At 65.5% G+C, this 22660-nt stretch carries 20 protein-coding genes, 1 tRNA gene and 1 pseudogene; 10 read left to right on the top strand and 12 right to left on the bottom strand.

Annotated elements, in window-relative coordinates:
* Positions 1-100 precede the first annotated feature (100 nt).
* From DPM12_RS22430 to DPM12_RS22405, 6 genes are all read right to left on the bottom strand, one after another.
* Positions 101-176, bottom strand: a tRNA-Phe gene (locus DPM12_RS22430).
* 132 nt (positions 177-308) lie between these two features.
* On the bottom strand, positions 309-2318 hold the full coding sequence (locus DPM12_RS22425) for a bifunctional copper resistance protein CopD/cytochrome c oxidase assembly protein (RefSeq protein ID WP_112260574.1): 2010 nt from the start codon (positions 2316-2318) through the stop codon (positions 309-311).
* Positions 2315-2929, bottom strand: coding sequence for a copper resistance CopC family protein (locus DPM12_RS22420; protein WP_112260573.1), 615 nt, complete (start codon positions 2927-2929; stop codon positions 2315-2317). The genes DPM12_RS22425 and DPM12_RS22420 overlap by 4 nt, the downstream gene beginning before the upstream one ends.
* A 143-nt stretch (positions 2930-3072) precedes the next feature.
* Complete coding sequence (locus DPM12_RS22415) at positions 3073-3618, bottom strand: hypothetical protein (protein WP_123788585.1); 546 nt, start codon at positions 3616-3618, stop codon at positions 3073-3075.
* A 160-nt stretch (positions 3619-3778) separates the two neighbouring features.
* Positions 3779-4330, bottom strand: coding sequence for an RDD family protein (locus DPM12_RS22410; RefSeq protein WP_112260571.1), 552 nt, complete (start codon positions 4328-4330; stop codon positions 3779-3781).
* Positions 4327-4863: a hypothetical protein gene (locus tag DPM12_RS22405; RefSeq protein ID WP_112260570.1), complete on the bottom strand. Its 537-nt coding sequence runs from the start codon at positions 4861-4863 to the stop codon at positions 4327-4329. Before DPM12_RS22405 ends, DPM12_RS22410 begins: the two co-directional genes overlap by 4 nt.
* A 462-nt stretch (positions 4864-5325) precedes the next feature.
* Between DPM12_RS22405 and DPM12_RS22400 the strand changes: the two genes are divergently transcribed.
* The gene (locus DPM12_RS22400; RefSeq protein ID WP_211659255.1) at positions 5326-7149 is read left to right on the top strand and encodes a serine hydrolase domain-containing protein; all 1824 of its coding nucleotides are present in this window, start codon (positions 5326-5328) and stop codon (positions 7147-7149) included.
* A 63-nt stretch (positions 7150-7212) separates the two neighbouring features.
* Here the strand turns inward: DPM12_RS22400 and DPM12_RS22395 are convergent, their stop codons facing one another.
* The 4 genes from DPM12_RS22395 to DPM12_RS22380 all read right to left on the bottom strand — a co-directional run bounded on the left by DPM12_RS22395 (position 7213) and on the right by DPM12_RS22380 (position 11607).
* On the bottom strand, positions 7213-8223 hold the full coding sequence (locus DPM12_RS22395) for a LacI family DNA-binding transcriptional regulator (RefSeq protein ID WP_112260568.1): 1011 nt from the start codon (positions 8221-8223) through the stop codon (positions 7213-7215).
* Between the two features lie 34 nt (positions 8224-8257).
* Entirely contained in the window at positions 8258-9175 is a 918-nt protein-coding gene (locus DPM12_RS22390) for a carbohydrate ABC transporter permease (protein ID WP_112260567.1), read from the bottom strand.
* Positions 9172-10137: a carbohydrate ABC transporter permease gene (locus tag DPM12_RS22385; RefSeq protein ID WP_112260566.1), complete on the bottom strand. Its 966-nt coding sequence runs from the start codon at positions 10135-10137 to the stop codon at positions 9172-9174. Before DPM12_RS22385 ends, DPM12_RS22390 begins: the two co-directional genes overlap by 4 nt.
* A 93-nt stretch (positions 10138-10230) precedes the next feature.
* On the bottom strand, positions 10231-11607 hold the full coding sequence (locus DPM12_RS22380) for an ABC transporter substrate-binding protein (protein ID WP_112260565.1): 1377 nt from the start codon (positions 11605-11607) through the stop codon (positions 10231-10233).
* A gap of 234 nt (positions 11608-11841) precedes the next feature.
* Here DPM12_RS22380 and DPM12_RS22375 point away from each other — a divergent pair, with 234 nt between their 5' ends.
* Both DPM12_RS22375 and DPM12_RS22370 read left to right on the top strand, forming a co-directional pair.
* Complete coding sequence (locus tag DPM12_RS22375) at positions 11842-12273, top strand: protein-tyrosine phosphatase family protein (protein WP_245951345.1); 432 nt, start codon at positions 11842-11844, stop codon at positions 12271-12273.
* Between the two features lie 150 nt (positions 12274-12423).
* Positions 12424-13053, top strand: a complete 630-nt coding sequence (locus DPM12_RS22370) for a hypothetical protein (protein WP_112260563.1) — start codon at positions 12424-12426, stop codon at positions 13051-13053.
* A 143-nt stretch (positions 13054-13196) separates the two neighbouring features.
* On the opposite strand, the gene DPM12_RS22365 is transcribed toward DPM12_RS22370, so the two are convergent.
* Positions 13197-14147 (bottom strand): golvesin C-terminal-like domain-containing protein, encoded by a 951-nt coding sequence (locus DPM12_RS22365; RefSeq protein WP_112260562.1) that lies wholly within the window; start codon positions 14145-14147, stop codon positions 13197-13199.
* A 364-nt stretch (positions 14148-14511) separates the two neighbouring features.
* Here DPM12_RS22365 and DPM12_RS22360 point away from each other — a divergent pair, with 364 nt between their 5' ends.
* From DPM12_RS22360 to DPM12_RS24595, 7 genes and pseudogenes are all read left to right on the top strand, one after another.
* Positions 14512-15384 carry an alpha/beta fold hydrolase gene (locus tag DPM12_RS22360; RefSeq protein WP_112260561.1) on the top strand — a complete coding sequence of 291 codons (873 nt, stop codon included), beginning with the start codon at positions 14512-14514 and terminating at the stop codon, positions 15382-15384.
* A 139-nt stretch (positions 15385-15523) separates the two neighbouring features.
* Entirely contained in the window at positions 15524-15916 is a 393-nt protein-coding gene (locus tag DPM12_RS22355; RefSeq protein WP_112260560.1) for a YciI family protein, read from the top strand.
* Between the two features lie 20 nt (positions 15917-15936).
* Positions 15937-17202, top strand: coding sequence for an RNA polymerase sigma factor (locus DPM12_RS22350; protein ID WP_112260559.1), 1266 nt, complete (start codon positions 15937-15939; stop codon positions 17200-17202).
* A gap of 148 nt (positions 17203-17350) precedes the next feature.
* Positions 17351-17758 carry a hypothetical protein gene (locus DPM12_RS22345; RefSeq protein WP_211659253.1) on the top strand — a complete coding sequence of 136 codons (408 nt, stop codon included), beginning with the start codon at positions 17351-17353 and terminating at the stop codon, positions 17756-17758.
* Positions 17755-18120 (top strand): DUF5615 family PIN-like protein, encoded by a 366-nt coding sequence (locus DPM12_RS22340; protein ID WP_164465315.1) that lies wholly within the window; start codon positions 17755-17757, stop codon positions 18118-18120. The genes DPM12_RS22345 and DPM12_RS22340 overlap by 4 nt, the downstream gene beginning before the upstream one ends.
* 770 nt (positions 18121-18890) lie before the next feature.
* Entirely contained in the window at positions 18891-19886 is a 996-nt protein-coding gene (locus tag DPM12_RS22335; RefSeq protein ID WP_158543013.1) for a DUF4238 domain-containing protein, read from the top strand.
* A gap of 365 nt (positions 19887-20251) precedes the next feature.
* A pseudogene (locus DPM12_RS24595) lies at positions 20252-21454 on the top strand (IS110 family RNA-guided transposase).
* A gap of 156 nt (positions 21455-21610) precedes the next feature.
* Here DPM12_RS24595 and DPM12_RS22325 read toward each other — a convergent pair.
* Complete coding sequence (locus tag DPM12_RS22325; RefSeq protein WP_123788584.1) at positions 21611-22597, bottom strand: exonuclease V; 987 nt, start codon at positions 22595-22597, stop codon at positions 21611-21613.
* Between the last annotated feature and the right edge of the window lie 63 nt (positions 22598-22660).

Genomic DNA, 22660 nt, shown 5'->3' with positions numbered 1-22660 from the left:
GCCACGCACACACAAAGAAGGCCACCCCGAAGGATGGCCTCCCCGCTGAGATCCGAAGACCCATGAAGGAAGACCAGCGCCGGTATCGACGCTGGTCATGTGGTGGACAGGGGCGGCATCGATCCGCCGACCTTCCGCTTTTCAGGCGGACGCTCTACCAACTGAGCTACCTGTCCCGGGAAAGCGCTACGAGTCTAACGTACGAGCGCGCGCTGTTCGAAATCGACACCCCCGCCCCCGCACCGCTGATCATGAACACTTGAGCCCGCCCATAGGTCGGCTAGTGTTCATGATCAGCGGAATGGGGGTCAGGGGTCGGTGTGCCGGGCACGCTCATTGAGTTTCGCGAGGTAGGCGTTGTACGCCGTACGCTCCGCCTCGACGCTGCCTTCCCGCCGGTCGAAGCGGCGCGCCGCCCGTTCGTCCGAGCGGAACCACTGGACGAAGATGATGCCGATGACGAGCAGCGCGGGCAGCTCGCCGAAGCTCCAGGCGATCTGGCCGGCGAGGATCTGGTCATCCAGCGGAGGGGGCAGCCATGTCATCTCAGTGGCGATTTCCCGGTAGTACGAGCCGGCAATGAGTCTCGACGACTCCATGAGGGCGAGCCCGAAGAACGCGTGCAAGGCCATGGCGAGCAGCTGCAACACCACGCGCGCGGGGAACGGGGGCCGCTTGGGGAGCGGATCGACGCCGATCAGCATCTCGAAGAAGATGTAGCCCGTGATCAGGAAGTGCAGGCTCATCAAGATGTGCCCGGTGTGGTTGCGCATCGCGGTCTCGAACAGATCGGTGAAGTACACCGCGAACGACCCCGAGACGAACAGGGAGAAGGCGACGACGGGGTGCGTGACGACGCGGCAAGCCCGGCTGCGTACCGCGGCGTTGATCAGCTCACGGGGTCCGGTCTCACCGCGGCGTGCTGGCTTGATGGCGCGCAGCGCTAGTGTGATCGGCCCACCCAGGACCAGCAACACCGGGCAGATCATCATCAACGTCATGTGCTGGATCATGTGGACCGACAGCAGCGTCATGCTGTAGGTCATCATCCCGGACAGCTGGACGAGCGCTACCGTTCCCACGCCGGACAGCCACGCGATCGTACGTCCGACGGGCCAGTGGTCGCCCCGCTTGCGCAGCCGATACACACCACCCAGATACAGCAGTACTGCGGAGAGGCAGCCGATCGCGAAGAACGCATCGGGATAGGTTTCGGTCAGCAGGCGTACGCCGGTGAACTCGGGTGGAATCGGAAATCCGATCAGCTCCCGCACCGGAGAGACGGCACCGGCGTCTTCGGGTACCGGAGGTTCGGTTCGGGCCAGTGCGACAGCCAGGCCGACGGTGGCGGCCATGACGACGACCTCGTTGGCCGCCACCCGGCGGAACTGCGTTCGCTGACCGGCATCGAGTTCCTGGATTGTCCGGCTGCGGTGGGTATGCCCGAAGTATCCCAGCACCGTGAGCGCGGCGATCTTGCCAAGTAGCAGCCAGCCGTATGACGTCGTGATCAGTTCGGTCAGCGAGCTCATGCGTACCCAGGCGTTCAGTACCCCGCTTGCGGCAACGAGAACGAAGCATCCAAGTGCCACCGGCGAATAGGCACGCACGACGCGGGGAAGTTCGCGCCCCCGTTGTGCGGCGTACCAGACCAGCGCGGCGAGCCCGCCGACCCAGATGGCGATCGCGACGAGGTGGATGAGGATCGACGCCGTGGCCGAGTGGTGGTAGTCACCGCTGGAGGAGTGCCCGATGAGACCGAGTGGTACGAGTGTGGCGAGCCCCAGACAGAACAGTGCGATGCTGCCGCCGTGGCCGAGAGTCAGCCGGGCGGCCGGGATCATCGTCACCGCCAGCACGACGATGGCGGCGTAGGCCTGGCCCTGGGCAACGCTGGAGGTGTAGGAACGAAAGCCCTCACCTCCCAACGCCTCAAGCAGGGGCCGCCCGATCAGGTCGGACAGGGTCAGCAGGTGTACCGTTGCCGCCGCCACGGCCAAGACCAGCGCGCTCCACGACGCCGCCCGGAGGGATCGGAGTGCATCGCGCCCGAGCTGGCCGCGTTCTGGGGGCAACACGACGGCGAGCCCGAACAGGCCGATGGTCACGGCCAGTGCCCCATGCATGACGGTCTTGGCGATCGGCAGGCCCCATTGGGTCACTTGGCCCGGATCTTCGAGTCCGGGTATCACGCCTGCCGTGGCCCCACCGCCGATAAGAAGAGCGATCACGAGCGTGAGCAGCGCGGCGACGACGGCGGCCACGCCCCACTGACGGGTGGTGGGTGGCGGAGCGGAGGTTCGTGTCGTGAGAGTCATCGGGCTGGGTCGTCGTCGGAGTCGCCGGCGTGCTGGTTGGTCGTGTCCTTCAGTCGCCGCCGGTTGCGGGCGGTGAGGAGGGCGAGTAGGGCGAGGGCGACGAAGAGTACGAGACCGCCGAGGACGGTGCCGTTGACACCGTCGTTGGTCCCTTCCCCGGAGTCCTCGCCGGCTTGTGCAGGCTCGTTCGTGTCCTCTGGGGCCAGGCCGGTGTTCATCGTGAAGTCGAACGTTCCGTCGACGGGATGGCCGTCGGCGGACACCACACGGTACGAGACCGTGTAGTCACCGTCCGGGAGGTCCTCGACGTCTTGGGTGACGGTGTTGTCCTCCACGCGTGGTTCACCGACCTGATACGCGTTCTCGTTCCCGTCGAGAACCGCGACCTGGGTGAAATCGTCCTGGTCTTGGACGTAATCGTCGAAGACGAGTTCGACGGTCTCGGGTTGGGTCTCGAGCGTGGTCCCCTCCACGGGGGCGGTCTCGATGAGTACGTTGTGCGCCATGGCTGGCGGTGCGGTCGCCACCGCGAGTGCGATGGCTGTCCCGAGCGCGGTGACGGCGCCGAGAAGGGGGCGCCCACGTGGTGGTTCCTCTGGCGAAGTGGTCATTTTTCATCCTGATCGGTCGTGTCGTTCATCCTGTGGCGCGTCGTGGTGAGGCGCGTAGAGAAGCGACACAGGAGCTGTGTCGTCTTGTGGTTGTTTCCTGCCGACGGACACCGGTGAGGGGCAGCGGATCTGCCGTCGGTGTGTCAGCGACCGATCTCGAGTGGTGGACCGCGGCGTGGAACCGTGTCGCCGACGAACGCAGCGCACGAGATCCGGACAGTATCCGACGATACCGGAACCCACCTGGTCACGGCGCGTACGGGCCGGGATTCGCGGAGCTTATGCAGGTGAGTAAGCATGATCGTGGCAGATAGCGACGCCAGGGCCCACAGCGCCGATTCGCCGCCCGACAGCAAGACGGTCAAGATTGCTGCTGCGACGACATGAGCGAGGACCATCGCCATGCCGCCGGCGGTGGCGTCGCCGTGGCCGTGACCGGCCATGGCCAGTAACGCGTGAAGGCCGGGCTGCGACAGCAGCATGACGGCACCGATCTCGACGGGACCGCGGCGCCGATCCGCGAGGGAAACACAGGCGATGGCGAGTAACCCGCACGCGACGAAAAACGCCGGATCCAGTGGTGCGCTGCCTCCGGCGGCCATGTGTGCCGCCGTCGGTATCAGCAAGCAGGCAGCCGACATCGTGAGGCCCCGTGCTGCACGGATGCGCCCTCGGCCTGGCTCCTGCACGCGACCAGCGTACGTGACGATGCTGCGTGATCGGCCCGCCCGGTGCGGTCACGACGCGTCCACGGCATGCCGTCAGAGGTAGTCCTGGGCAGTCGCTTCCCGATCTGGCTCGTTCAAAACGGGCCGATCCACGGTGGTGCTGGCCAGGACACGTCGTCGTTCATCGTTGTTCTGTCGAGGGTGGGCGCGCCGTGTACTCGGCGCCGGCGGAGCGGGCGAGAAATGCCGACAGCGGTCCGGGCAGCTCGGCGACCCGATCACCCCAGTCGTAGACGACGGCGGTGTTGGTGATCAGGTCGTGCAGTGCCCGGTGTTCACGCTGGACCAGGATGCCGAGGAAACCGAGGCCGGCGGGAAGCGCGCTCACCGGGAGGGCGAGCGTGCGCCACAAGGCCCGGCGGCCGGAGAGGGTCGATCCGTCGGCGGCGACGACCCGGAGGCCGACGATGCCCTTGCCAGGGGTACGACCGGCGATGGTGAGGCCGGTGGCGGTGTAGAGGAACGCCCACACGGCAAGCGCGAGCAGCGGTGCCGGTCCGGATAGTTCCCCGAGGAGCGATTCGCCGGTGATGGCTCTGGCCAGCATGTCGATGCCGGCTGCGATCGCGGTGTACGAAACGAGGACGATCACGACGTCGAGCACGGCGCTCGCCGCGCGGCTGATGACGCCAGCATAGTGCCCGGTGACCCGGAGCCGTGGTGTGACCGTCATGGCAGCCGCTCCGCCACGAGTTTGGGTGGGCCGAGAGGCTGTTGCGCGGGGTCGCGGCGGAGGATGCGGTTGAGCACGCGATCGACGACGACATCCAACCCGACGATCTGGCGTCGGGCGAGGTCGAGAGCAGAACCTGCGACCCGTCCGGTGCTCTCGGCGACGATCTCCGGCACGCCGGCGCGGCGGATCGCCGCCTCGAGATCGACGTTCTCGAGTACGGCGTCGACGTCCACTCGGGCCAGGAAACGGTTCACGTCGACGCGATCGGCGAGCCGGTCGATGTCGACCCGGTCCAGCAGTCTGTTGACATCGACCCGGTCGAGGAGAACGTCGATGTCGACGCGTTCGAGGAGGGCGTCGATGTCCACCCGGTCCAGGAGTTCGTTGACGTCGACGCGTTCGAGAAGCCGGTCGATGTCGACGTGATCGATGACGGTGTCCGGGTCGATCGTCTCCACGACCCGTCCGGTGACGGCGCCGGCGAAGCGACCGAGCCTGCCCTTGTGTTGTTGGGCCTGGTTGCCCTTCATGCTTCCTAGTGTCGTATGCCGGCCCTGTGGATCACACAGCGACACGGCTTCCTGGAGTTCGTGGCGGCTCGCGCCTCGTGTTCGTGCGAAATCAATGATTGACCATTGTTAGTCAAGGTAGGTAAGTTTCCATCACTATCAGTCAAATATCGCCGATTTACAACACATCGCCTGTCGTTCCACACCCCGACTGCGGTCTTGCCGTTCCCCACGACCCGGGAGGCAGCGCATGTCCCCTGTATCCGGACGTCCGGCCCGGCACGCTCGCCGTCGTGTCACCGTCATAGCCGCCACCTTCGGTCTACTGGCAACCATCGCGCTCGTTGTGCCCGGTACCGCGTCGTCGTCCTCCGGCTCGTCGAGCTCATCGTCGTCAGAAGGTGTGAGCTCCGTCCACCTGATCTATCACCGGTGGCGCCGGCGCGGGCAGGGCGGATGAGCGATCGGCGAGAGGAGATATTCATGCGACGCGCAAGCCTGTCGCTCGTCGCCGTCGGTGCCCTGGCGCTGGGCCTCGTGGCCGGCCTGCCGGCCCGGGCGGACGGCCCGTCCGGGCACCGCGACAGCCAGCCCGGGCACCGGGCCGGACCGCCGACCGTCACGCCGGACGACATCCGGTTCACGCCCGAACGCGTGCTCCGCAAGGGATCGCCCGAGGACGTGGGACTTCTCCCCGAGCGGATCGAGCAGATCGCTCCGCGGCTGGCCGGCTACCTCGGCACCACGCCGGAGACTCCGGAGCACCCCATGTATGCCGGGGCCGTCGTGCTCGCGGCGAAAGACGGGGTGATCGTCGAACATGCGGCCGTCGGCGACGCCGTACGCTACAGCGGCACCCGCACCGAGGACGGCGACGTGATCGGCATCGAGCTCCCCGAAACGGAACGGATACCGATGCGCGAGGACACGATCGTCGACCTCGCGTCGGTGTCGAAGCTGTTCTGCACGGTCGTGGTGCTGCAACTGGTGGAGGACGGCGCCGTGGATCTGGATGCGCCGGTGACCACCTACATCCCCGAGTTCGGCCAGAACGGCAAGGACGAGATCACGGTCCGGCAGCTGCTGACGCACACGTCGGGCATGCGCGCGTGGCTGCCGCTGCACTCGTCGTATCCGACGCCGGAGGAGCGGATCGAAGCCGTCTACGAGTCGACGCTCCAGCCGGATGCCGAACCCGGCGCGCAGTACCTCTACTCCGATCTGGGTCTGATCACGCTGGGTAAGATCGCTGAACGGGTGACGGGCCGGACGCTGGACGAGCTCGTGGCCGAGCGCATCACCGAGCCACTGGGCATGACCGACACCATGTACAACCCGCCGGAATCGTTGCGCGAACGGATCGCGGCCACGGAGCACCAGCCCGCACTCGACCGCGGCATGGTGTGGGGCGAGGTGCACGACGAGAACGCGTGGTCACTCGGCGGGGTAGCCGGGCATGCCGGCCTGTTCTCCACCGCCGCCGACCTCGCGATCTTCGCTCAGACCCTGCTGAACGGAGGGCAATATGGCGACGCCCGGATCCTGTCCGAGGACTCGGTGCGGCAGGCGATCACCAACCAGAACGCGGGAATCGCGCCGGAACCGGCCTCGCGGCGCGGCCTCGGCTTCGAGCTGAACAAGCACTGGTACATGGGGCCGCTCGCGTCGCCGGTGACGTTCGGGCACACGGGATTCACCGGGACGTCGCTCGTCATCGACCCGTTGTCGGATTCGTTCGCCATCGTGCTGACCAACCGGGTGCACCCCACCCGGGCCTGGGGCGGCAACAACCCCGCCCGGCGTGCGGTGACCGAAGAACTGGGCCTGGCCGTGCCGGTGCACCCGGCCACCGGAGACGACGCGTGGTTCACCGACCACCGGGACGGCGCGACCCACACGCTCGACGTGCCCTTCGCGCGTCGGGCTGGCTGGGCGGCGCGGCTGTCGTTCCGGCTCTGGTACGACACCGAGGACGCCACGGACGCCGGACACCTGGAGGCATCCACGGATGGCGGCGAGAGCTGGGATGCCGTGCCGTTCGACCTGAAAGCGGCTGACCACCGCTGGTCGACGGACGGCTCCTTCTCCGGTTTCCAGGGACGGCAGTGGCTGCGTGCCGAGGCGAAACTACCGGTCGGAACGACGGATCTGCGCTGGAACTACACGGCCGATGCCACGTCGCGGGGACGGGGCGTCTACGTGGACGCGGTCTCCGTGATCGACTGGCGCGGGATGGTGTTCAACGACCGGCGGCCGGGCGATGCCGAGCGCTGGGAGGCCGACGGCTGGGTACGCTCGGCCACCTGAGTGAAGAGAGGCGTTGGTTGCCGACCTCGCCGAGGCGTGCGAGACGTCGTGGAAGGATCGGTTTCACGGCTCCAACCGGCGGGTGCTGGAGCGGACGACCAGCGTTGCCGGCACCGTCGTCACCGACGTCTCCCGATCGATGCCCGAGCGCAGCCGCTCGATCAGGGTGGAAGCGGCGATCCGGCCTTCCTCGCGCACGTCTTGAGCCACCGTGGTCAGGCCGAACAGCCACGACATGTCGTGGTCGTCGACCCCGACGACGGAGAGGTCCTCGGGTATCCGCACGCCATGCCGCCGGGCCTCGTACATGATGCCCATGGCGACCTCGTCGGACACCGCGAAGACGGCGGTCGGGTTGACCCCTCGGGATCGAAGCTCGGCGTATGCCTCGACGCCGGCTTCGACCGTGAACTTCGCCGGTACGGTCATGGCCGGATCCGGTTCGATCCCCGCAGCGTGCAACGCCTCCACGTACCCGCTGCGGCGTTCCGGGGAGACGGGAAAGCCGAGCGTGTCGTCGGGATCGCCGCCGGCGAAGGCGATGTCGCGATGTCCGAGCTGGACGAGATGTTCCGTTGCCACCCGCCCGACCTCGACGTCGTCGATCCGGACGCACGGCATGCCGGGAACGATCGGCCCGACGGCCATGACCGGGCGGTTCATCGCATATAGGGCTTCGACCTCGTCGTTGGTGAGCCGCAGGCTGGCGATGACGATCGCGTCGACCCGTTTGCGCAGGAGCTGCGTGTCGAATACCCGTCGCCGATCCGTTTCCACGTCGGACAGCTCATAGCGCAACAGGTCGTAACCGTTGGCAGTGAGGACGTCCTGTGCGCCCTCGCAGACGGCCGTGAAGTACCACCCACGCGCGACCGGCGATACCACGGCGACCGCACCTGTCCGGCCCGTCGGCAAGGCCGCCGCGCTGGGCGATGCTACGTAGCCCAGCTCTGCGGCGGCCTCTTCGACGGACTTCCTGGTCTTCGCGGCCACGCCGGGAAGACCACGCAACGCGCGTGACACGGTTGCCACCGAGACTCCTGCCCGTGCGGCCACCTCCACGATTCCCGTCATCGTTGGCGCCCCGGCCCCGTGCGGACGTGCCACATCACCCCTTGACACTACCGGCCAGCAGGCCGCGCACGAAGAAGCGCTGCAGCGTGAGGAACACGAGCACCGGAATGATCATGGCGACGAACGCACCAGCCGAGAGCAGGTGCCATTCGGTGCCGCGGGTGCCGACGAGCTCGGCGATGCGAGCAGTGAGCGGCGCGACATCCGAGGTGCTGCCCGCGAACGTCAACGCGACCAGCAGATCGTTCCACACCCACAAGAACTGGAACACGCAGAACGCGGCGATCGCGGGCATGATCAAGGGAAGCATGATCGTTCCGAAGATCTTCACGTGCCCGGCCCCATCGACACGCGCGGCCTCGATCAGCTCAACGGGTATGTCTCGCATGAAGTTGTGCAGGAGATAGACGGCTAGAGGGAGCGCGAAGGTCGAATGCGCGATCCACAGCGGCCAGAAGGTCCCGTTGAGCCCGACGTCGACGAAGATCTGCAGCAGTGGAACGAGAGCAATCTGGATCGGCACGATCTGCAGCGCGAAGACCGCGACGAACAGGGTGTCCCGGAAGGGGAACTTCATCCACGCGAACGCGTAAGCCGCCAGCAGCGCGAGCGAGACCGGGATCACCACCGACGGCACGGTGATGGCGACCGAGTTGATGACATACGTCGACAACTCGGTCCTGCTGCCGAACAGCACCTCCCGGTAATTCTCGAGAGTGAGCTGCGGGTCGGTGAACCAGTTCCACCACCCGTTATTCTTGATCTCCTCTTCCGGTCGAAACGACGACAGGAACAGCCCGAACGTCGGAAGCGTCCAGAGCACAGCGATGATGATGGCTGCCGTCGAGGCTCCGGGCGAGCTGAGTCGCTTGCGCGCCCGCGCCGACGGCGAGACGGTCTCCGTGCCGTCCCAACCTTCCCGTGTTTCCGGCGTCGATTGCACGGCGCTCATCGGATGTCCGCCTTTCGCATCTGTCGGACGTTGTAGATGACGATCGGGATCACCATGACGAACAGCACCATCGCCAGTGCGGCGCCCAGGCCGTAGTTCCCGCGGACGAGGCTCTGCGTGTAGAACTCGTTCGCGACGATGCTGGTTTCGAACTGACCGCCGGTCATGGTGCGGACGATGTCGAAGACCTTGAGCGTGGCGATCGAGATTGTGGTCAGTACGACGATGAGGGCCGGGCGGATGCTGGGCACGGTAACGTAGCGGAACATCTTCACCCCGTAGAGGCCGTCCAGGCGGCCGGCTTCCACGATGTCCTGGGGGATGGCCTTGATCGCTGCCGACAGGACGGTCATGGCGAACCCGGCCTGCACCCAGATGAGGATGGCGATGAGGAGGAAGGTGTTCAGCGGAGCGTTCAACATGAACTGCTGTGGTTCGAATCCGAGCCACACGAGGATCTGGTTGAGCACTCCGATCTGTTCGATGCCCTGCTGGTCTGGCCGGTGCGCGTAGACGAACTTCCAAATCACGGAGGCTCCGACCAGCGAAATCGCCATGGGCATGAAGATGAGTGCCTTCGCGAAGGCTTCGAACCGGGTACGGTCCACCAGCACGGCGTAGATGAGCCCGATGACCGTCGCCGTCACCGGTGCCACGAGAACCCAGAACAGCGTGTTCCGCAGCACTATCAAGAGATCGTCGCGCTCGAACATCGCCTGATAGTTCGCCAGGCCGACGAACGCCTCCGTCGTGCGATCGAAGAATGACTGGTACGCCGTGCGCAGGGCGGGATAGATCAGCCCGATGGCGAGTAGAAGGATCGCGGGAACGATGAACGCGAATGCCTGGACGATGTCAGCACGGCGCCGGACACGACCCACGAGCATCAAGATCAGCCCCATGGCCCCGGCGAACAGGGCGATGGCGAGCACCATCTGAATGAGCTTCTCAGCGGTATCCATGATTCCACCTGTGTGCCGGCCTCGGGACCGGGCTCATGCGAGACCGGCCCCGAGGCACATGTGCGGTCAAACCGAGGGTCCAGCTGGAAGGGTTTACTCCTCGGGCCAGGTTTCTTCGATCTGGGTGAGCACTTCCTCCGTCTCGGCGCCGGTGATCCAGTCGACCATGCCGGTCCAGAAGGATCCGGCCCCGACGTCACCCGGCATCAGATCCGAAGCGTCGAAGCGGAAGACCGCGTCGTCGTCCTGGAGTAGTTCGGCGGACAGGCGGCTGATCGGATCCTGGTAGTTGTCGAGCTCGACGCCGGTGTTCGCACTGACCCAGCCGCCGAGCTCGGCCTTGTCGTTTGCCCACTCGGCGCTCGAGACGTACTCCTGGAAGGCCTGGACCTCTGGCCGGTCGTCGAACGCCACGGTGAACTCGCCCGCACCCAGCACCGGATCTCCGAATTCTTCTTCGATGGCGGGCAGGTAGAAGGCGTAGACGTCGCCGTCCTCGGCGATCTCGGCGTCCTCCGGCCAGTTGGGCGCGTAGAACGACGCGGCGCGGTGCAGGTAGCACTGCTCCTCGAGGATGGGAAGTCCGGCCTGGTTGACGTCGGTCGTCGCGATGCTGGAGACGTCGCCGAAGCCGCCGTTGACGTAGTCCGGATTCTTCAGAATCTCGCCGGCCTGATCGACGGCGTCAACGACCTGCGGATCGTTGAACGGAATCTCGTGCTGATACCACTGGTCGTACACCTCCGGCCCGGCGGTGCGCAGGAGGATGTCCTCGATGAAGTCCGTGGCCGGCCAGCCGGTGGCGTCGCCGGAGGCGATTCCCTGACACCAGGGCACCCCGCCGTCGTCGACGATCTGATCGGACAGGGCGATCAGATCGTCCCACGTCTCTGGAACCTCGTACCCGTTCGCCTCGAAGGTGGTGGGCGAGTACCAGACGAACGACTTCACGTTGGATCCCAACGGTGCTGCGTAGAACGTGCCGTCGATCGTGCCGTACTCTTTCCAGTCCTCCGAGAAGAATTCGTCGACGTTCTCCTCGACGCCCTCCGGAGCGGGCACGGGGGCGCCGGTGTCCTGGACGATCGTCTCGAGCAGGCCCGGCTGCGGCACGTAGGCGATGTCCGGCGGGTTGCCGCCATTGATCCGCACCTGCAGCTGCGCCTCGAACTCGTCGGAGTGCTCGTAGACAACGTCCACGCCGGTGCATTCTTCGAACGGGACATACGACTCGATGTGCGGCTCATCCTCCGGAGGGGTGATCGTGCTGTAGATCGTGACCTCGGTGCCTTCCAGGTCACCGTACTCCTCCGTGTACTGTTCGAACTCCGAACAGTCGACATCGCCGGCGGCGTCCGTGTTGTCGCTGTCGTCACCTCCGCCGTCATCTCCGCACGATGCGAGGAAGAAAGACAGCCCGAGGACACAACCGGTCGCCACGGCGCTACGTCGAGCATTACTTCTGGCCATGGTGAGCTCCTTTTCAAAGCGCGGTGGTCCGAGCGCTGTGCCCGAATCCCGGATCCAGATTGAAAACGTTTAGCATCCCGTTCTGCAAGGTCCGAGCGGGGATATGGGCGTAACGATTACGTCACGGCCCCCAACGCTCCGCTGATCATGAACACTACGCGCGTTCTAGGAGTGCATAGGTGTTCATGATCAGCGGAGGGATGGGGGCCGCGGGTGTGCGTTAGCGTGATTCGGGTGAGTGCGTGGAACGACGAGCCGGGAATGGTCGAGCTCCCCGACGGTCGCCGCATCCGGGGGACAGGCCTGGGTCACCCTCGTGGCGACATCGATGCGCCAGACTTCGCCGTCTATCTGCTCGAACGGGACCCGGGCGATCAAGGATGGGAGTATCGCTGGGTGCGGTGTCCCGACTTCGGCATACCGGCATCGACGAGCGACGCATTGTCGGCCTTGCACGAGGCACACGAGCGCGCTCGTGATGAACGGGTCGAAGTCGCGTGCCTCGGGGGCGTCGGACGGACGGGGATGGGCATGTCGGTCCTGGCCGTGATCGCGGGGATTTCGCCGGAGGAGGCAGTCGCCTGGACGCGTGAGCACTACCGCCCGGACGCTGTCGAGACCCCGGAGCAGGAACGATGGATACGCGACGCGGCCACGCTGCTCTGACGTGGCACGATGCGCGGCCGTCCACCCGTCGTTGGTCGCACTTCGATGGCCAGGCGTGCGCGAAATCGGCGATATTCGGGAGTTCTCGCATGCGTCGGTGTCGAAGTGCCGTGAGACAGCACGGTATTTGTGCGTAGTGATTGGTGACAGATGCGGTTGATTGCTATCGCGGATCAGAAGGTCCTGGTGGCCACCTTGGCGGCCTGCGTGCTGGCCGTTGCCTGTTCGGATGGTTCGAGTCGTGACACGGCGCCCGAAGAGGGAGCGCCGTCGCCTGAGAGCACTGATGAGCAGCGAATCGGGGCGACCGAGCCTGCACTGATCGAGTGCAGTGACAATATTGGAGGCGATCGGCCCGATCCGGACGAATACCACGTCGTCGACAGTGGGGTGGCGCTGCCGTCGACGAACGAGCCCGCGCTTCAGGCCACACAACTCACCGAGACTGACGACCTGAGCGAGCTGGATGACATCGATGAGCAGTGGTACTACGCCAAGCGTGGACTCGTGCTCAGAGGTGGACATGAGGTGGAACTTTCAATTCCATCGGATCACGTGGATGACGTGCGTCTCCGCTGGGGACACACGCCATCGCGACCGGCGACATCGGTCCGAGCTGAATGCCCGCCCGCGGACGGCTGGCTCGCCTTCGCCGGAGGCTATGTCGTCCGAGAGCCGGGATGCTATTCGATTCGTGTCCAGGTCGACGATGGCCAGCCGCAGGAGATCGATGTCGGCGTCGGAGCTCCGTGCCCTGGACAAGACCCACCATCCGTCTAGGAATCTCTCGTGTCCATCTGGGCGCTGCACGCGTGATGGCGCCCAGACAATGAATGGTGGTGGAGTTCCTGACATTGTCGAGGGTCGTGTCGGCCAGGAACTCCACCACCACATCAGGCCGGCGTCCGGCTAGGCCAGGACGCTCAGTGGCTGCAGCCGCTGGTGGGCAACTGGTCGGCGTCCGGTGGCGTGACACCGTCGTAGATCGCCAGCAGCAGGTTCTGCGGACACCGGAGCGCGCCGTCGGGCGTGCGGATCTGGAGGTGCAGATGTGGACCCGACGAGTGTCCGGTGTTGCCGGTCAGGCCGATCTGCTGGCCGGGTGTCACGCTGTCCCCGCTTGACACCGACCAGCTCGACAGATGGCAGTAGTTGTAGGTGGCGCCGTCGGTGCCGGACAGGCTGATGCCGCGGCCGCAGCTGCTGTCATTGATCCTCGTCACGGTGCCGGCGCGGACCGCGCGTGCGGACGTGCCGGTCGGTGTGCGCAGATCGATGGCCGGGTAGTCGTGGTGCGTGCGCTCGTACTCGGAGCGCGGGAAGAAGTCGTCCGGTACTGGCAGCGACCACTCACCACCTTCGTCGGCGTCGGCTTCGCTGATCCGGATCGCGTCGGCGATCACGTAGCCGCTGCCTGACGTCCAGCGGCTCACGGCGACGACGTTCTGCTCGCCGGCATCGAAGGTGTGGACGCCGAGGTTGACCCACTGGCCGCCGTTGGTGCGCTGGTTCACGTGCACCGACTGGTTTCCGTTGGCCGTGGCGATCACGTACGGCGTGGAGTCGTTGTAGCCGGAGTTGGCCGGATACCAGGCCTCGACCCGGTAGGTGCCGCTCTCCGGAATGTCGGCCGAGTACCAGGCGGGATCGCTGGCCGAGGTGTCCGGGTCGGCAAAGTAGTACTCGTCACTGTAGCTCTGACTGGACCACGACGAGGTTCCCCAGTTGTCGCTCGCGGTGAACCGTGCGTCGTCGGTGGCCTCGATGACTGTGCTGAACTCCTCGGCGGCAGCGAGTCCTGCCGGCGTGAGCAGCGTCGCGGTGAGTGTGCTGGCCGCCGCGACGGCCAGTCGGCGCGTGATGCTGTGTTTCATGTGCCCGGTCCAATCCTCGGAGATAGGATGGTCTAGACCACATTGAAACAGGACTCGTTCGGCCTGGAAAGGCCTAGAATGTAAATTCAAGTGTAAAATTACGTTTGTTCAGAAAGAATTTCGCCGCATAGGCGTTCCGAGGTGTTCCGGGCCAGCCGGTACGCCGTCGTTGCGCATCCGGATCGGAGTGAGCTCCCGGATGTTGGCCAAGCTGGAGCCTTCCGGGCAGTGTGCCTGAGGTGAAGTATCAGGCGGACTACGCTGATGCTACGCACGCGCTGAACGGGTGGAACCGGTCGATGAGTATTGCCGTTGCGGCGAGTCAACATAACGAGTTTTCGACAACCCTCTCCTGGGAGACATCATGACCGAACTGCAGACGCACACTCTGGATGTGCCCGGCGCCGTGCTGCACTACGACGTCCGCCGCAACGATTCCAGCACCGCACCCGTCCTACTGTTGATCGGTTCGCCGATGGGCGCGTCCGGATTCGGCACGCTCGCCGGGCATTTCGCCGATCGCACCGTGGTCACCTACGACCCCCGTGGGGCGGAGCGCAGCCAACGTACCGATGACGCCTCGGGGTCCACACCCGACGAACATGCGGACGACCTGTACCGGCTGATCTCGGCATTGGACGCCGGGCCCGTGGACATCTTCGCCAGCAGCGGTGGCGCGGTGAACGCGCTGGCTCTGGTGGCTCGCCACCCGGAGCAGGTGCGCACGCTCGTTGCTCACGAGCCACCCGTCGCCCAGATGCTCCCGGATCGCGAGCACGCGCTGGCCGCATGCCGGGATATCCACGAGACGTACCAGCGCAGTGGCCTGGGCCCGGCCATGGCCAAGTTCATCACGCTGGTCAACCGCCAGGGACTGTTCGAGGCCGATTTCGCCGAACAGCCCGCCCCGAATCCTGCCGATTTCGGGCTGCCGACCGAGGACGACGGCTCCCGGAACGACCCCGTCGTCGGGCAGAACATCGTGTCGTGTACTCACTATCAGCACGATGTCGACGCCTTGCGCGCGGCATCGACTCGCATCATCGTCGCTGCCGGAACGGAATCGGAGGGCCAGATGGCCCATCGCGCCGCCGTAGCCGTGGCCGAGCGGCTCGGGACGACACCGGTCGCCTTCCCTGGCGACCACGCCGGATTCCTAGGCGGCGAGTACGGCATAACGGGCCAGCCCGACGCTTTCGCCGCCACGCTGCGCCAGGTCATCACCGCCAGCGCCTGACGACCTGAGCCGGCGTGCGGTCGGAGAAACGTGTTCGTGCCTGCGACAGACGGCAGACATCATGTCGACATCAGCGGGTCGGCGTCGACGTCCCAGACGAGCGACGGAAAGGCCGTCGCGCGCGAACGAGGTGGTCTCGATGAAGTACGTGATCCTGATCCACTCCAATCCACAGCCGTGGGGGCATCCGACCGGCGACTACCTTGCCGCCTACCAGGAGTTGCCCGAGGACGTGCGGAAACGGCTCGACGCCGACTTCGAACAGGTGATGTCCGAAATGCAGCAAAATGGCGAGCTGATCAGCGGCGAGGCGCTAGCTGAGCCCGGGGCCGCACGGCTCTATCGCTGGCACGACGGCTCTCCACTGGCCAGCGACGGCCCGTACTCGGAGGCCAAGGAGCACCTTGCCGGGTTCTTCCTCATCGACGTCGCAAGTCAGGCTCGTGCGGAAGAGATCGTCGCGAAGTTCGCTGGTCCTGGCGAGACAGTGGAGTTGAGGCCGACGATGTGGCCGGGTGGCGACGACCAGTAGCGGTGCGTGGCGGACCTGTGATGCACCGGATCCTCGAAGACGTGTGGCGTCGGGAGGCGCCACACGTCCTCGTTGCGCTCCTACGCAGGCACGGCGACCTGGGCGACTGTGAGGATGCGGCCCAGGACGCTGCTGCTGCCGCGACTGCACAGTGGCCCACCGATGGGGTGCCCGCCGATCCGAGGGCGTGGCTGATCCGTGTCGCGTCGCGGCGCTTGATCGACGGGGTCCGTGCCAACGCGGCCCGCGCCCGCCGTGAGGCGCTAGAGGCAGAACGGCAGCCGGGCGATGTCGACGTCGCGCCCGGAGCGGACGAAACGGCCGGTGTCGAGGCCGATGACACGCTCCGCCTGCTCGTCCTGTGCTGTCACCCCGCGCTGAGCAGACCGTCACAGGTGGCGCTCAGCCTGCGGGCGGTCGCGGGCCTGGCGGTCGAGCAGATCGCAGGGGCGTACCTGGTGCCCGCCCGCACGATGACCCAGCGCCTCAGCCGGGCCCGAGGGGCGCTGCGTGATGCGGGTGCACAGTTCACGATGCCGTCGGACGACGAGTTGCCAGCACGCGTCGCCGCTGTACTGGACGTATGCCACCTGGTGTTCACCGAAGGTTACACGCGTACCTCGGGTGAGAGCCTGTTCGACGTCGATCTCGCCGAGGAGGCGATCCGGCTCACCCGGCAGCTCCACGTTGCGCTGGCCGACCATCACGAGGTGACTGGCGCGCTCGCCCTGATGTTGCTGACGCACGCGCGGTCGCCTGCGCGGATTGACGCCTCTGGTGATCTGGTGCCGCTCAGCGAACAGGACCGCTCGCTGTGGCGACGTGACCTGATGTCCGAAGGCGTTGCGCTGTTGGAACAGACGCTCCCGCGAGGACACGTGGGCCGGTATCAGCTTCAGGCAGCGATCGCGGCGGTCCACGCGGAGGCGCCCACCTTCGAGGCGACCGACTGGATGCAGATCGGCATTCTCTACGACATGCTGAGCCGTGTCGCCCCATCTCCGACCGTGACGCTCAACCATGCCGTCGCCGTGGCGATGGCCCACGATCCGGGGGCCGGCCTGGCGATGCTCGATCCGCTGACGGCCGATCCCGCGATGCAGCGGCATCACCGGCTGTACGCGGTACGTGCCCATCTGCTGGAACTGAACGGTGATGTGGACGCGGCGGCCCACCATTACCGCCGGGCCGCGCAGCTGACGAGCAGCCTGCCGGAGCAGCGCTACCTCAACCGGCGACTACGCCGGTTTGAGGGCTACGGACCCGGATACGGTCATGAAGAGTGACGACGACCACGTCAGCTGTCAGGTCGGCCTCGACGTGCCTTCGTAAACACGCCCTAGCCCGCGCGTGCCCATTCTGCGCCGTGACCAGCCTGGTAGCGGGCTGATACAGACGGACTGTATTACACTGTAGCGTATGGGAAGTAGTCCGATGTCGATTAGATTCGATGAGATGCTGCTGGAACGGCTCCGACGGCGGGCGTCGGCGCAGGAGACAAGCCCGTCGGGGCTGGCGCAACGCCTCATTGACGAGGGCCTGCGGGCACAGGAGCATCCGGGCATCGTGTTCCGTGACGGGCCGACGGGTCGGCGTGCTGCGCTGGTGGGCGGTCCGGATGTGTGGGAAGTGGTGGCGGCGCTGCGGCTGTCCTCGGCTCGGGGTGAAGCGGCGGTGGCGGCGACCGCGGAGGAAATGAGCCTGTCGGTTGCGCAGGTGAAGACCGCGTTGGATTACTACGGCGCGTATCCGGATGAGATCGACGCCCAGGTAGCGGAGAACGAGCGCGCCGCTGAGGACGCGTATGCGGCGTGGCAGGCGCAACGGCGGCTGCTGGCGTGAGTGCGTGGCTGCTGCTGGATGAGCACTACGCCGCCGACATCGCTGAACGTTTGCGTGCAGACGGTCATGATGTGCTCGCCGTGGTCGATGATGTCGAGCTTCGTGCTCAAACGGACGCTGAGCTGTTCCGGTGGACGGCCGGACAGCGCCGGAGGATCGTGACCGAGAACATCAAGGACTTTCGCCCACTGTTGATGCAGGCTTACACGACGGGAGATCGGCTGGCGCCACTGCTGCTGGTCAGTCCACGCCGGTTCCCCCGCGGCAGCGCTAGCCGCACCGAGGCCACCGTGACGGCCCTGTCGACGTGGCTGAACCGACCCGACGCCGCCACGCGTCCTGACGAAGACTGGCTGGCATAGAAACACCTCAACGGCGCGTCTTCTCGACCAGCCGAACCACCGCGAGTGCGGCGTGCTAGTCGCCATGTGTGGCGGATATGGATGAGACTAAGCAACACTCAGATACAGAAACGGGTCACGGCCAAATCGGCCGTGACCCTGCCATGATATTGGCGGTCCTGGCGGGACTTGAACCAGCGGCCTTCGCCTTGACAGAGCGAACCAGTGGCTCTCTGAGCTGGAACAGAAGAGATCGACATGCTGCTGACCCTCGTGTTCATTGTTACCCACCGGTAGTCAACGGTGGGTTTTTGCGAGCATCTTGCGGACCGTCTGCGGACTAAACGATCTTCGGTGTGTGGGTGCCCGTGCCCGGGGAGTTGGCTCGTCTGGCTACTGCCACTGTCGACTGATGGGCTCCCACGCCTGGCCGTCGACGGCTTGTGCGAGTGCAGGGTCGGCGAACGTGATCACGGCGTCGAGCAGTTCACCGAGTGTGGTCCGTAGGTGGTCGTGGCCGTTGCGTCTGAGCCAGGTCCGGTGCTATTGCGGCGGAAAGACGCTCGTCGGCGACGTACGGATCACGCAGAGTCGGACGCCTGCCTGGTACGTCCTCGGCACGGCCATGTACGTGTCTCCAGGTTGGCTCCAAGATGATATGGACATGATCGACACACTGACTTGGTGGCCCCACGGTACTGTCGGTAAGAGAAGCTAGCCTGACTCCGCCGGGATGGACACGTAGGGACGAGGCGAGCACAGTGCCAGAGCAAGCGAGACGGCACCACGTCGTGTCGAAGTTTTATCTGCGCTACTTCGCTAACGACAACGAACGGGTCACGACCGTTATGCTTCCCGGCGACCGCACCTTCCCGCAGAGCATCGGTGACGCGTCCGTCCAGACCGGCTACTACACCGTGATCGACGACAAGGGCCGACCGAGCGACGCAGCTGAGCAAGCGCTCTCGCTCGTGGAAGCGCACGCGGCTACGGCATGGCGTGAAGTAGCGGCAGGGGTATGGCCGCTCCCCGACGAGCACCGGGAGAGCATGGCTGCCTGGATCGCGTTGCAACTCCTGCGCGGGACCAGCGTTCGTGATTCGATGAGTGAGTTGGCATCCCACGCCCTCCTGCTGGAAGTGATCGTCGGCGGGCGGAGGAAGCTACGAGATGTGCTCATTGCGGCGGGAGAGCCCATAGACGACGACACAGTCAACCGGGAGTGGGTGGAACTCTTTAGGGACCCGATTCGCGCGGAGGCCAGGGCGGAGCATCACATGCAGCATCTCGCCCGCCTGCTGCCTCGGGCGACACAATCCCTCCTCGACCGTACGTGGCTTCTGACCGTATACGAGCGCAAGGCGCTCGCGACGTCCGACCACCCTGTCTACGTCGTCCCGAACGAAGAATCGACGCGGATGGGCATGGGGACGGGGATCGAGAATGCGACGGTCATCCACGCGCCGCTGACCCGCCGCCACTCGCTGGCCATGTACCAGCCATCGGCCGTGCCGCCGGAACTCACGACCCGGAGACGTGACATTCGCTGGCCGGGGGTCACCGCCACGGCGCTCTACAGCAACTCGTGCGCGGTGAACAGCGCCCGCCGGTTCCTGTTCCATCACCCCGACGACGCCCCACTTGCCGGCTTCGACCCACCGCAGCCGCGGGAACGCGAGGTCGCGGTCAACGCCCAACTGTGGAACTGGATCACCGAAGACGATCGCCAGGTGCTCCTCGACGCCGGATTCGGCCCCGATGACCTCGCCGCTCTACTGGAGCAGTAGCGAGAGAGTCACAGCCCTGCCTCCAGCTCGGGCTCGGTGTCAGCGCCGTAGCGGACCAGTACGAACCGGGGTGATCGCTCGTGCGACGCGAATCGCCGGACGAGGCGCGCCCTCATCGGGATGGGGCGCGAACTCCTGCGGCTACTAGACGATTTCCCATAGGACCGCTGTCTGGCCAGACTCGGTCCAGGTGCTCGGCGGGACGCTCGCTTTGCGGCTGCCCACTCGTTCGCGGGTATGGCTCTATTTCGGCTTGCGGCCCGCCGGGTGCCGTGGCGTGGTGTGGCTCAAGAGGGGCGTGCCCGGCTCGCAGTAGCAGTGCCCGCCTCGCCGTCCCATTCGTTCTGGATGCGCGAGGAGCGTTGATGCAGCAGATCATCGTCGGGGTCGACCCCCACAAACTTTCGGCAACCATCGAGGTCATCGACCAGCACGAGAAGGTCCTCGGGTCGGGACGATTCGCCACCGACAAGGCTGGCTACGCGGCCATGCTCGACTATGCCGCGAGGTGGTCGCGGACGACGTGGGCGGTGGAGGGAAGCAACGGTGCGGGTCGCCCACTCGCCCAGCGGCTGCTCACCGATGGCCACCGTGTGGTCGACGTCCCCGCGAAGCTCGCGGCCCGAGTTCGGCTGCTCGACACCCGGCCACGGGCGTAAGACCGATGCTCACGACGCTCACGCAGTCGCGGTGGCCGCTGGTCCGAGCCAAGAAGCTGCGCGTCCTAGCCGAGGCCCCGGCGTTAAAGTCGCTGCGGATGGTCATCGATCGTCGTGACGAGCTGACTCGCCAGCGCGTGCAGACCGTCAACCGGCTCCAGCGGCTGCTCGCCGAGTTGATCCCGGGAACAGCGAAGAAGGACATCACCGCCGGGCAGGCCAAGGCGATGCTCGCCTCGGTGCGGCCGCGGGACGTGGTCGGCAAGACTCGACGGCGCATCGCCGCTGACGAACTCGCCGACCTGATCGCGGTCGAGAAGAAGATCAAGACGCTGACCAAGAACCTCAACGCGATGGTCGAAGCCAGTGGCTCAACACTGACCACGCTTCCCGGTGTCGGTGCGATCGTTGCTGCGCGTGTGCTCGCCGAGGTCGGTGACGTGACCAGGTTCGCCAACCGGAACCGGTTTCGCCTCCTGGACCGGCACCGCCCCGCTGGAGGCCTCCTCTGGCGAGCAAGTCCGCCACCGGCTCTCGCGCGCCGGCAACCGGCGGATGAATCACATGCTGCACATCGCAGCCACGACCCAGATCCGGCTCGACACATCCGGCCGCGCCTACTACCGACGTAAGCTCGCCGCCGGAAAGACCCGAATGGAGGCCATGCGCTGTCTGAAGCGAAGGATCTCCGACGCGGTCTACCGCCAGCTCCTCGCCGATGCCCGAGCGGCCGCGAACGGCGACGCTGGTGCGGATCCGGGAGGGCACTGCGGGGCGTCTCGAAAATCCAGCGCGGTCGACCTTCCCCCGCTCATCGACACTTCGGATCAGCCACTTCCCGGACCCGCAACACCGACGCTACAACCGCCCCGACAAACTCGGAACGCCCTCGCACTCCGAGCCAGTTGACAACAGAGGGGTGCCGGAATGACGCGCCCACGCGGGCATCAGCCATCGAGGCTCAACACGCGAGCGACGGCGACTTCTCGTGACGCTTGAACGCCGACACGGTCGCCTGCAATGTCTCGACTGCTATGTGGCCCTCCCCTTGATTGGGAAGATAGCCTAGGGGTCAGGATCCTCTGACCGCGCCTTCTCATTTGCTGAGAGACAAAAGTCGTCATTTATCTTGATGACCAGCGCCACGGTCAGTCGCAGCGCGGTGATGTAGGTGTGGAAGTGCGCATCCTCGCCGTCATCGTTGGCTTGCGATCCGTGGAGGTACTTGTTCCGCAACTCGGGGCCGTTGCTGAAGTCCACCCCATTGAGGAAATAGTTGAAGTACTTCCCTTCGGCATCGGTCAGCAACGAGGAACGGCGCGTCGCCCAGCCTTTTGCCACCATGGCGTCCGCCGCGGCGCGTCCGGCGTCTGAGAGATGATAGTAGCTCGCTGCTTGGGTGGTGAAGAGTGCTTTTAGGATTAGGAATTGCTCGACGTTCACGAGCTGAACCCGTGTTCCAGTGTTCTCAAGAACTCCCAGTTTGATCAGGTGGTCGACGCTTGGCTTCTGGTAATCATTGAAGTCGGCGAATGCGACTTGGTTCTCCAGCAGGAGTCTGGCTGCGCTGTCCGCCTTCAGGTTCTCGTTGATGTAGTTCAGCGTCGACTGGTCGGAGAACAAGAGATGGAGGATGCCAGCAATCTCCTCGCCTTCGGACGGATAGACGTACTTGCCGTCGAGAAGGCTCGGAATCTCCTTGTACTTAAGCTGCTCGGACGCCATGGCAAGCAGGTCACGGTCGAGCTCGCCGTGCTTGACGAACAGGGTGAACTGGTTTGCGACGCTTTCCATCTCAGCGAAGAGGTGCCTCACCCTCTGGAGGTATGATGTCCCGCTGCTTGATGGGGTGAATGAGAAGTTCGAGGCCCCGAACTCCTCAACGAGGTACTCCTCGAAGAACCATGAGATGACTTGCTCCAGGTCGATGTCCTTCGACGCCAAGAAGTGATGGTATAGGCGCGTCTGGAGAAGGGTGCTCACGTCGATGGCTCGAAACGCTGCGCCGACCTTGTACTCCGTCTTTCCAGTGGTCCCTATGAACCGCTCCATGACGCCTAGGGCATGTCTGACAAATGTGCGGTCCAAGCGATCACTGCGTTGAGCATGACAGCA

Origin of the sequence: Phytoactinopolyspora halophila, assembly GCF_003287285.1 — a bacterium.
GTDB lineage: Bacteria > Actinomycetota > Actinomycetes > Jiangellales > Jiangellaceae > Phytoactinopolyspora_A > Phytoactinopolyspora_A halophila.
The sequence above is the reverse complement of the archived record's forward strand: the minus strand, read 5'-3'. Positions and strand labels throughout refer to the sequence as shown.